The following is an 11,917-nucleotide window of genomic DNA, read 5'->3' on the forward strand; positions in this document are numbered from 1 at the left end:
TTTTCAATAGATAATTAAGTACAATTACAGACAAATAAATAGTCTGTCTTAAAAAGCCATTTATCAATTGATAAATGGCTTTTTTTAATTACAAATATCCCTAAAAGTGGGTATTGTGTATTAAAAAAACTGGTTTTAATTTTCAGGAAAATTCTTATAATTATTTATTAACCTGATTATTATTTATTTTGTTTAAAAAATTACTTTATTCATTGATTTTAATTGTATGCATTGGAAAAATTGATTTGCATGCACAGCAAGGAAAAGTTGATATTACTTTTAATACGCTGGATGATGGTTTGACCGGAGATGGTTTTGATAGTTCAGTACGAACTTTATCTTTACAATCCGACCAAAATCTAATAGTTGGCGGTGATTATCTAAATCTCAACGGAATTCCTTCTCCTTATTTAACACGCTTAAAACCAGACGGAACGATTGATGAAAGTTTTAATGTAGGTTCTGGTTTCAATGGCAAAGTTTACACTACTTATATACAGCCAGATGGCAAAATAATTGTTGGAGGCAGTTTTACTACTTATAACGGAATTTCTTGCGGAAGACTTATTCGCTTAAATAATGATGGTACTTATGATGCATCATTTAATACTTTAATTGGTGCAACAACTGGAATCATTTATGAAGTTACACAACAGTCTGACGGTAAAATTATTATTTCAGGAAGCTTTACAAAATATAACAATATAACAGCTAATAGGATCGCGCGAATTATGCCTAATGGCTCTTTAGACACCTCTTTTCTCATAGGTTCAGGTTCTTCCACAAATATCACAAACGTGAGAGTTTTATCGGATGGGAAAATTTTGCTTTCTGGAAATTTCATTTCTTTTAATGGAATTCCAACTAACAGAATTGTTCGATTAAATTCAGACGGAAGAGTTGATTCAAGTTTTAATGTGGGAGCAGGTTTTGATGACGATGTCAATGCAATGGAAATTCAGGCTGATGGCAAAATAATTCTCGGCGGAAAATTTACGACATATAATGGCATTTTGGCTAATAGAATCATCAGGCTTAATGATGACGGCAATATAGACAACAGTTTTTTATCTGGTGCTGGATTTAACTCAGGAGCAGTTCAAAAGATAAAAACAGATTTCTCAGGAAATATTATGTTAGGAGGTTCTTTTAGCGGTAATTATAATGGTATTGATGTTAATCGGGTATGTCTTTTAAATTCTGTAGGCGTTCTTAAAAACGATATTGATTTTGGTTCTGGACCCGCGACATTATCTGTTTTAGCTTTAGAAAAAGATGCAGAAGGATCTTGGTATATTGGAGGATCATTTTCAGTTTTTGATGGTCTTAATCAAGGAAGATTAGCAAAAATTAATCCTGAAGGAGAATATGATACGGGTTATTTGTCGGCTGGAGTTGGATTTGATAATTCTGTTTACAAAATATTGTCTCGAGAAAATAAAGAGACTATGGTTTTTGGTAATTTCAAAAAATTCAATGGTAATTTTGCTTCTAGAATTGCAAAACTGTTAGAGGATGGATCGTCAGATTCTAATTTTAATTCTGGGCAATCTGGTGCCAATAATTTAATCAAAACTGCGATTTCACAATCTGATGGTAAGATTATATTTGGAGGAAACTTTACAAAATACAATGAAACATACATTAACCGAATCGTTCGTATTTTACCAGATGGTACAGTTGATCCTGCGTTTAATGTCGGTACTGGTTGTAACGGTCAAGTTTATGCAATGGCAATTCAATCGGATCAAAAAGTAATTGTTGCCGGAAATTTTACTAAATATAATGAAGCGGCTTCAGGCAGAATAATCAGGCTATTATCTAATGGTTCGCGTGATGTGAATTTTAACGTTGGTTTGGGAGCAGATGCAATTATTGAAGCCGTTTTGATTCTGCCCGATGGTAAAATTTTGGTCGGAGGAAGATTTAATAATTTTGATGGACATTTAATTTCAAAGTTAGTTCGTTTAAATAATGATGGAAGTATTGATCTGAGTTTTAATGTTAGCACTGGATTCGATAAATATATTTATGCAATAGCTGTACAATCAGACGGAAAAATAATTGTTGGAGGATCGTTTTTAAGCTTTAATGGAGTTTCTCAAAAGCGAATTCTTCGATTAAATTCAAATGGCAGTTTAGACACAACATTTGACTCTGGAATTGGTTTTAATAAAGGTGACGTCAGAAGTATTTTAGTACAGCCAGATGATAGCATTTTAGTTGGCGGCACTTTTTCTGGAACTTATAAAAGTACCTCTTCGTTGAGGTTAATTCGATTATTGAAATCAGGTGATTTTGATCCTTCTTTTAAAGCTAATCTTAATAGCAAGCTTTATACAATGGGTTTTACATCAGATTATAAACTTATGATTGGCGGTGATTTTAATTCCATTTCGGGTATTTCTAAACACAGAATTGCGAGATTAAAACTTTGTTTAGAAGCTACAGTTTGGAATGGCACTTCATGGTCAAATGGTTTTCCTTCAGGCGGAAAAGAAATTCTTTTTAAGGATGATTACCCTTCTATGACTAATGCAAATGTATGCAGTTGCGCTATTGATGCAGGAAAGACAGTAACCTTATTAAGTGGAAATACATTAGGAATTGAATTTTCTTATTCTGGATTAGGAACTTTAATTTTAGAAGATGGGTCAAATTTATATCAGTCAGATGATGATATGATTAATACTGGAATTATACATCTTAAAAGAAAATCATCTCCTATTTTAAGGAAAGATTACACATATTGGTCTTCTCCTGTTGCAGATCAAAAATTAATTGATGTTTCTCCAGATACGGCATCTGATTGTTATTATTCGTATGATTTTTTAATAAAAAACTGGCATAGAGAAAGTGGGTCAAATACTATGAACCTCGGAACAGGATATATTATCAGAGGACCAGAAAATTTTTCTGAAACAGTTGCTCAGAAGTTTGAGGCAACTTTTAAAGGAATCCCAACAAATGGGAAAATAGAGGTAAGCATAGGAGATAAATATGTCTTTAATTTGGTTGGAAATCCTTACCCGTCAACTATTAATGCAGATGTTTTTCTGAAAAAAAATGCATCAAAAATTAAAGGAGCACTGCATTTTTGGACTCACAATACTCCTGTAGCGAATAACAAATATGCCTCTGATGACTATGCCGTTTACAATTTGCTTGGAGGAGTAGGTACGAGAGGCGCACTATCGTCAGGTATTAACGAAAATATTCCAGATAATAAAATTGCTTCAGGACAAGCCTTTTTAGTAGAAAGTGAAAATTTGGGGACAATAGAATTTGATGATAGTATGCGTATGGTAGAACAAAACTCTACTTTTTTTAAACCTGGAAAATACAATAAATTACATAATAAAAATGAAATTGAAAGGCATCGCATTTGGATAGACTTTAAAAATCCTGAAGGTATCTTTAAGCAAATTTTGATTGGATATATTGATGGAGCCACAAATTCATATGATGTGAAGTATGATACTCAATCTTTTAACGGAAATAAATTTGCAGATTTTTACAGTATCGTCGACGATAAAAATCTAGTTATTCAAGGCCGAAGCCTGCCATTTGAAGATACGGATATTATACCGCTTGGCTATATGACTAAAGTGGATGGAGAATTTACAATTGGAATAGATCAAGCCGATGGAAACATGAGTATTCAGCCCATTTATTTAGAAGATAAAAATACGGGACTTATACACGATTTAAGAGTTAGCAGTTATAAATTCAATACAGAGTCAGGAACTTTTTTAGATCGATTTCTTCTACGTTATACAAACAAACCTTTAAATACAGCTAATGGTAATGATACTGGAAGCAATATTTTAATTTCTGTTAAGAACAAAGTAATCAGAATAACTTCTATGAAAGAAAATTTACAAGAAGTCTCTGTTTTTGATATATCTGGAAAACTGCTTTACAATAAAAAAGATATTGGACAATCAGAATTTGATATAATAAATCTACAGGCAGCAAATCAAGTTTTATTGCTAAAGGTTAGTTCGGAAAATGAATATTTGATAAGCAAAAAAATAATTTTTTAAAGGAAAATTTATTGATTTTAAGAATCCACTTCAAATATAAGAAGTGGATTTTTTGCTTATATAAGGGTTGAAAAGTTCCTGTCAAAAACACATTAACAGTTGCTTTTAATTTTTAATTGAATTGAATGTTTTTTTATTCGAAATGTTAAAGTGTTGTTTTTCAAGTTAAAGTTTAAAAACAGATGTAAAAAAAATCGTACCTTGTTGTTGTTCTTACCCGACGAACAACGTAAAAGCCCGTTATACTGCCTTTTTGGTAAGTTTTTTAAGAAAGCTAAATCACATATTTTTTAGTTTTTATCCGCCTAAATACTTCTTGTAAAGTTTTAAATGCCTCATTATAATAAACAAAAAAGTACGTTACATTGATTTTAGTATTTTGGATATAGTTTAGGGTACTTTTTTGTATTTCTGTTTAATTGTGAGCCGTTTAAATTTCAAGATGATTCGATTTGACTTTGAATCTAATTTTTAAATTTTTTAAATGCCACGTTATGAAAAAATCTTTACTTCAACTATTACTTTTTGCCCAAATTTTATTGCCGTTTTTATTTGTTAAAAGGCTCTATTCAAAACAATTCTCACTTTCAAAAGTAAAATTGTCTCTTGTTTTAATTTTTGCTTACGCTTCTTTATGGTCTCAACCTCCACCACATAAATTTATTGCTACCGGTTCATTAGTTGTTCCGGCTGGAATTACAACGGTAACTGTTGAAGCTTGGGGAGCAGGTGGAGCAGGTGGAGGAGCTAGTGGGGCTGTAGGGACTACGGGAAGAAGTGCAGGTGGCGGTGGCGGTGGTGCTTATGCCAAATCAAATATTACTGTAGTGCCAGGTACAACTTTAACGGCAATTGTGGCTCCTCAAACTTTAGGAACAACTTCTGACGGAGCTTCAGGAGGAAATTCTACCATTTTGAATTTCGAAGGAAGTATTCTGGCTCGTGGTGGCGCAGGTGGAATTGCGAACACAACTGGAAACCAACCAGCAGGAGGATTAGGAGGTTCAGCTCTAACATCTATTGGTGGTTTATCGACTGCTGCTGGGGAAACAGGAGGTGCTGGAAATTTCGTTTTAATATCCGCTTTGCTTGCTTCTGGAAAAGGAGGCAACGGAGCTAGTCCTGGTGGAGGAAATGGTGGTAACCCAGCTTCAACGGTAGTTTTAGGTAGTTATCCCGGAAATATTGGAAGCGCACCAGGAGGAGGAGGAAGTGGAGCTCTAAACTCTGCAGGTGCCGCTGCTCAGATTGGAGGGATAGGTGAACGTGGAGAGGTTGTTGTGACTTATACTTGTCCTTCTTATAGTATAACAGGAATCTCAGTTGTAAATGCTTGCGCTACAGTAGGCGCCGCTAAAATAATACTAAACTCAAGTGTGGCTTCATTACCATTTGGTGTTTATACAGTAGATTATAATTTAACTAATCCTGTTGCAAGCGGAACTGCAACAATGAGTGTTACAACAGCTGGGACAGGAAATTTTGATATTTCAGGTTTAACAACTGTTGGAACAAGAGCTATAACAATTACAAAATTAACTTCTGGAGTATGTGTAAGTAATATCACAACAGGTAATACAGGAAGCATTGTAATTTCGGGAGCTTCTGTTCCTGGATCTGTTACTGGTGGCAGTACAATTTGCAATGGTTTTACAAGTGGTACACTTACATTAGGAACACATACAGGCTCAATTATAAAATGGCAATACTTTACTGCTTCATCAGGCGTTTGGACAGATATTTCAAACACAGCGGCCACATATACTTCAGTTTCATTAACAGAAACTACTCAATTTAGAGCAGTGATAAAAAATGGAGTTTGTGATGAAGCGTATTCAACTTCCACGACTGTTACTGTTAATCCGCTGCCTCAAGGTAGTCTTACTGCTAACGGTCCTTTTTGTACATCTGGAGTGCCTCAGTTAATATTTACAGCTACAAATGGCGCCGGTCCGTATACTGTTGTTTATAAAGAAAATGGAGGTGCAGACCGCAGTACAACAGGAGTCATAAGCGGAACAGCTTTTACTCCTTTCACAACTCCAGTATTAAATACAACAACTTATACATTAGTCTCGGTAACAGGGGCAAATACATGTGTACGAAATGCTGGATTTACTGGAGGATCAGCAACGGTTACGATTAATTTAGTTCCAGCTGCTCCTACAATTTCAAATATTATACAGCCAAACTGCACAACGGCTACAGGGAGTATTGTTGTAAATGGTTTGCCTGGGTCTGGAAATTTGCTTCAATCAGACGGAAGTACTATTGTTAGTCGCCCTTATACAGGAAGTTCTTTGGCAATTTCTGGATTAGCAATGGGCAAGTATAATTTTGCGATTGATAACAGCTGTGGATTGAACTATTCTACAGATGTAACAATACAGGCAAATACATGGAATGGAACAAGTTGGTCTTACGGTTTAGAACCTACAAGTGATAATTTAGTGAATTTTAACGGCGATTACAATATAAGTGCAGATATAAATGCTTGTTCGTGCACAATAAGCAATGCGGCAGCGGTTACCATACAAAATGGGAAAACATTAAATGTAGTTAAAGGTGTGCATGTGGTTTCGGGCTCCCTAACATTTGCAGATGGAGCAAACTTATTGCAGACTAGTACTGACAATAATTTAAATACTGGAAATATTACTTATAAACGTGCAAGTAAACCAATTCGCCAAGCAGATTATGTGTATTGGTCAACGCCGGTTAAAGGACAAACTTTAGCTGGAGTTTCTCCTCTAACAGCTAGTGATAAATATTTAAGTTATGATGGAACCAAGTGGGTTGCTCATCCTAATACTGATGTGATGATTGTTGGTAAAGGTTATATCATACGCGGTCCCGAAAACTATTCAAATACAGTAAGAAATCCGTTTGCGGTGGCTTTTGTAGGTGTGCCTAATAACGGAGACATAAATGGAGAAACCGTACTGGATTCGAAATATTATTTGATTGGAAATCCATATCCTTCTGCTTTGAATGCTGATGATTTTATACTAGCAAATAATCTCTTAGAAGGAACGCTTCACTTTTGGACACATAACACACCTGTAGTTTTAGGTCCGAATTATAAATATGCCTCAGATGATTATGCGACTTATAATTTAAGCGGTGGTGTTAGAACAGCATTTGCAGCGCAATCTACCGGTAATCCGTCTGATCCTGAAAACAATAAAAGCTTACCAAGCGGTGAGATTGCGGCAGGACAGTCATTTTTTGCTAGTACTGTATCATCAGGTATAATTCAATTTAAAAACTACATGAGAAGAGGAGGCGCTTCAAACGGTCAATTTTACAAACCCGGGAGTGAATCAAAAACTCTTCTAGAAAAACACCGTTTATGGCTTAATATGACTAATTCAGAAGGCGCATTTAAACAAACCCTGATTGGTTATATTGAAGGAGCAACTAATGAATATGATCAGAGATATGATGGAACCAGTCTTGACGGAAATAAATATTTAGATTTTTATAGCATTAATAGTGGAGAAAACCTTGTAATTCAAGGACGTGCTCTTCCTTTCACTAATCGGGATTCAGTTCCATTAGGGTATCGCACAACAATTGACGGAGAGTTTACGATTGCAATAGATCAAACCGACGGCAATATGAATTATCAATCTATTTATTTAGAAGACAAAGATACAGGCGACATTCATGATTTACGCGCCAGCAATTATACTTTTACTACTTTAGCTGGTACTTTTGCAGATCGCTTTGTTCTTCGTTATACAAATAAAACACTTGGAACAGATGATTTTGAAAATACTGAAAATTATGTTTTAGTTTCTGTAAAAGATAAAATCATTAAACTCACGTCATCAAAAGAAAACATCAGCGAGGTGAATATTTTTGAAACATCCGGAAAGAAAGTTTTTAATAAAAACAAGGTTAATGCAACAGAATTGCAAATATCCAATTTACAGCTTCGTCACCAGGTTTTACTGGTAAAAGTAATTTTTGAAAATGGAAAAACAGTAACAAAAAAGATAGTTTTTTAATAGTGCTAAATAAAAAAAGCAGTTGTAGTTTTTAAAATTCTACAACTGCTTTTTTTCTATTTATTAAGATACTTTCCTTAAAAAAGTCTTTTCTAAATTTTCATGTGTATTCTGAATTGCTTTTTCATTTTTGTAATCAATCCATTTTTGGCCTTTAAATTTCCGCATCATTATATCAAAATGACGCATAATAAAAACATTATATGCCGCCTTAGATAAGTTCGCAATGTTTCTAGGAAACGCACGTAAACTCATAGAAAATCCTGGAGTTAAATATTTCATATAATGCCAATAACCTTCAGGCATATAAAGCATTTCTCCATGTTTTAGATTAGTGATGAATCCTTCTGCATTTTTTAAAGCCGGAAATTTATCATAATCAGGATTATCAAAATCAATATCTTCTCTCGAAATTAAAGCATGTGGTACTTTATACATATATTTTGACTGATCAGGAGCAAAAATCATACACTGCTTTTCTCCATGAAAATGAAAATGCAGAATATTCGAATAATCAATATCAAAATGCATAAACACTTTGGAGTTTTCTCCACCAAAAAAAAGCATAGGCATTTGCTTAACCAATTTGAGGCCAATATCCGGCCATAAGAAGTCATCTTTTAGCGTTGGCACCACTTTCATTAAATTATAAAGAAAGATTCTGTAATTGGTAGGTTTTGATTGTAAAAGAGCAATATAATCGCTCATTTTCATTTTAGTATGTGCTTCATTAAAGCCATCTTCATGATTTACAGGTCTATCATCATATAGCGGAACTGTAATGTCACCAGCGATATCATTGATATAAGATAATTTCCATTTGTGATAAGCCGGCCAATCTTCGGTCAGCTCTTCAACAACTACTGGAATTTGTTTTTTAACGTATTGGGAAATAAAATCGGATTTTGAGATCTTTTTTACCCTTTCGATTTGTTTTAAATTCATCTCTTTGAAATAAAAAAATTGCTTCTGGAACTCAGAAGCAATTTAAAAATATTTATTGAGATGTATTAACTCAATTAACTAAATTTTTGATTTGATCGAAGCCTCAAGGTTTCTTTCAATGGTATGTCCTGGTCTTGACCATTTAGGTTTTTCGCCTAGTGGAGCAAATTGAGAATCAGCTGCTTCTACCGTTTGTGGCTGTGAAACTTTAACAAATGGTTTTTGCGGAATCAATCCTAATAGTTCAAACATCTTCATGTCTTCTTGTACATCTGGATTTGGCGTTGTCAGTAATTTATCTCCAGCAAAAATAGAATTTGCACCTGCAAAAAAGCACATTGCCTGTCCTTCACGGCTCATATTAGTTCTTCCTGCAGATAAACGAACCTGCGTATCAGGCATGACAATTCTTGTTGTTGCAACCATACGAATCATCTCCCAGATTTCAACTGGTTTTTCTTCTTCCATTGGAGTTCCTTCTACAGCAACCAAAGCATTTATTGGAACTGATTCTGGCTGGGGATTTAAAGTAGAAAGCGCAACAAGCATTCCGGCTCTGTCTTCAATACTTTCTCCCATTCCAATAATACCGCCACTGCAAACGGTGACATTTGTTTTACGGACGTTTTCTATAGTTTCTAATCGATCTTCAAAAGCACGTGTCGAAATAACGTCTTTATAATATTCTTCAGAAGTATCTAAATTATGATTATAAGCATATAAGCCTGCTTCTGCTAAACGCTGTGCCTGATTTTCTGTAATCATTCCTAAAGTACAGCAAACTTCCATATCAAGCTTGTTTATGGTACGAACCATTTCTAAAACCTGATCAAATTCTTCACCATCTTTTACATTTCTCCAAGCCGCTCCCATACAAACTCGAGAAGAACCGCTAGACTTTGCACGCAAAGCCTGTGCCTTTACTTGGCTGACACTCATTAAATCATTGCCTTCAACTCCTGTGTTATAACGTGCAGCTTGTGGACAATAGCCACAATCTTCTGGACATCCGCCAGTTTTGATCGATAGTAAAGTTGATACCTGAACAACATTGGGATCGTGCTTTTGTCGATGAATTGTTGCAGCTTCATAAAGAAGGTCCATCAAAGGTTTATTATAAATTGCAATTATTTCGTCTTTAGTCCAGTTGTGTTTCGTAATGGTCATTGATTAATTTTTTTTGGTATTTCAAAAGTAGTTAAATTGTCGTAATCACCAAATATTGAATTTGTAAATGAATAATTGTCAGCTATTTTCAAAAAAGAAGCACTCTAAAATCAAAGAAATTTACTTTTTTATGATTTTAGAGTGCTAATAATATGATTTATTTTGAATAATTAATCAGCGATATATTTGTTGTTCCAATATAACATCATCATCAAGGTGACAATCACCGAAGATGCAATTCCTTCAAAAAGTAAACAGATGCAGTATGTTGGAACAGAAGGATCTCCTCCAAACATAAAAGTTTCTGATAATGTTTTAACGTAGGCATCTCCCCCTCTGGCATAGCTATATATTAATAATCCAAAAACACTCATCGATACGCCAACTACTGAAGTTGCCATTGCTGAGACAGCATTCGATACAAAATTGTTCTCTCCTTCGTGAAGGTTCATTTGCATAGTTCTGTTTACGCCATAAAAGATAAAAAATACATTTAGGGTTCGTAAATAAAACAAATCTGCTAAACCTAATAGATTCATTAATAAAAAATAAATGCCTATTCCTAGGAAAATCAAAAAACCGTTGGTTATTTCTTTAGGTAATTTCATAGTGGTTATTTTTAGAAGTTAATAGTAAATATTTGATAAACAGAGTTCTATATCAAATTTACTAAAAAAATAACTACGATGATTTAAAAAAGGCAAAAAGTATAGTGCAGTATATTTTAAAGCTGCTTCACAAAAGCTAAAGCGTCTTTTTTGTCTTGGCTTAATTGCGCTTTCAGTAAGTCAACTGAACCAAATTTCTGCTCTTCGCGAAGATATTGCAATAGTGAAACTTCGATTTTTTTGCCATAAATATCGGCATCAAAATCAAAAAGATTTACTTCAATAGTTTGCTTTTGGCCATTTACAGTTGGATTGAACCCAATATTCATCATTCCAAAAACTTCTTTTTGATCGATTACGGCTTTAACAGCATAAACCCCATTTTTTGGAATTAACTTGTAATCTTCTTCAATTTGAATGTTTGCTGTCGGAAAACCAATTGTTCTTCCTAATTGTTTTCCTTTAACAACTTCTCCGGATAAAAAATAAGCATAACCCAGATATTCATTGGCTAAAGCCATATTTCCTTCATTTAAAGCTTTCCTGATTTTGGTAGAACTTACAGAAACATCTTGTATTTCTTCTGCAGAAATTTGTTCTACTTCAAACCCATATTCAGCTCCAAAAGCAATTAAATTGTCAATATTTGCAGTCCTGTTTCTTCCAAAACGGTGATCGTGACCAATAATTATTTTTTGAATTTGAAATTGATCTACTAAAATAGAATGCACAAATTCTTCGGCAGTTAATCGCGAGAAGCTTTCGTTAAACGGATGAATAACAAGATTTTCAATTCCGGTAGCTTCTAAAAGTTTTGATTTTTCAGAAATAGTATTTAAGAGTTTTATTTCTGATTTTTCTTGTAAAACCATTCGCGGATGCGGAAAAAAAGTAAGCACTAAACTTTCGTATTTCCCATTTTCAGTATTTTGAGTAATTCGTTCCAGAATTTTTTTATGACCAATATGTACACCATCAAAAGTACCAAGAGTTAAAATCGTTTTCTTGGTCGAATGGAAATCGTTTATAGAATGAAAGAGCTTCAAAACAAATAATTTAAGATGCTGCAAATTTATACTATCTATTTTGAATTTTATATCAAGCCAAGTTGATTTTTTGGAGAGTTTGGGTTTCTTTT

6 protein-coding genes are annotated in these 11,917 nt (G+C 34.0%); 2 read left to right on the forward strand and 4 right to left on the reverse strand.

Going from position 1 to position 11,917, the window contains the following annotated elements; translation table 11 throughout:
- Positions 1-212 precede the first annotated feature (212 nt).
- The gene (locus IRZ83_RS15710) at positions 213-4,046 is read left to right on the forward strand and encodes a T9SS sorting signal type C domain-containing protein (RefSeq protein WP_228520712.1); all 3,834 of its coding nucleotides are present in this window, start codon (positions 213-215) and stop codon (positions 4,044-4,046) included.
- A gap of 494 nt (positions 4,047-4,540) precedes the next feature.
- The gene (locus IRZ83_RS15715; RefSeq protein WP_194570165.1) at positions 4,541-8,059 is read left to right on the forward strand and encodes a T9SS sorting signal type C domain-containing protein; all 3,519 of its coding nucleotides are present in this window, start codon (positions 4,541-4,543) and stop codon (positions 8,057-8,059) included.
- Between the two features lie 63 nt (positions 8,060-8,122).
- Here the strand turns inward: IRZ83_RS15715 and IRZ83_RS15720 are convergent, their stop codons facing one another.
- From IRZ83_RS15720 to IRZ83_RS15735, 4 genes are all read right to left on the reverse strand, one after another.
- The gene (locus IRZ83_RS15720) at positions 8,123-9,004 is read right to left on the reverse strand and encodes a cupin-like domain-containing protein (RefSeq protein WP_194570167.1); all 882 of its coding nucleotides are present in this window, start codon (positions 9,002-9,004) and stop codon (positions 8,123-8,125) included.
- A 78-nt stretch (positions 9,005-9,082) separates the two neighbouring features.
- Entirely contained in the window at positions 9,083-10,171 is a 1,089-nt protein-coding gene (bioB, locus tag IRZ83_RS15725; RefSeq protein ID WP_194570169.1) for a biotin synthase BioB, read from the reverse strand.
- 170 nt (positions 10,172-10,341) lie between these two features.
- Positions 10,342-10,779: a hypothetical protein gene (locus tag IRZ83_RS15730; protein ID WP_029270995.1), complete on the reverse strand. Its 438-nt coding sequence runs from the start codon at positions 10,777-10,779 to the stop codon at positions 10,342-10,344.
- 116 nt (positions 10,780-10,895) lie between these two features.
- Positions 10,896-11,825: a bifunctional riboflavin kinase/FAD synthetase gene (locus tag IRZ83_RS15735; protein WP_194570171.1), complete on the reverse strand. Its 930-nt coding sequence runs from the start codon at positions 11,823-11,825 to the stop codon at positions 10,896-10,898.
- Positions 11,826-11,917 lie beyond the last annotated feature (92 nt).

Origin of the sequence: Flavobacterium sp. JLP (assembly GCF_015350755.1) — a bacterium.
Lineage (GTDB): Bacteria > Bacteroidota > Bacteroidia > Flavobacteriales > Flavobacteriaceae > Flavobacterium.

Excerpts from the sequence above, each read along its gene's own strand:
- IRZ83_RS15715 (WP_194570165.1), top strand. The coding sequence starts at position 4,541 with ATGAAAAAATCTTTACTTCAACTATTACTTTTTGCCCAAATTTTATTG.
- IRZ83_RS15720 (WP_194570167.1), bottom strand. The coding sequence starts at position 9,004 with ATGAATTTAAAACAAATCGAAAGGGTAAAAAAGATCTCAAAATCCGAT.
- bioB (WP_194570169.1), bottom strand. The coding sequence starts at position 10,171 with ATGACCATTACGAAACACAACTGGACTAAAGACGAAATAATTGCAATT.
- IRZ83_RS15730 (WP_029270995.1), bottom strand. The coding sequence starts at position 10,779 with ATGAAATTACCTAAAGAAATAACCAACGGTTTTTTGATTTTCCTAGGA.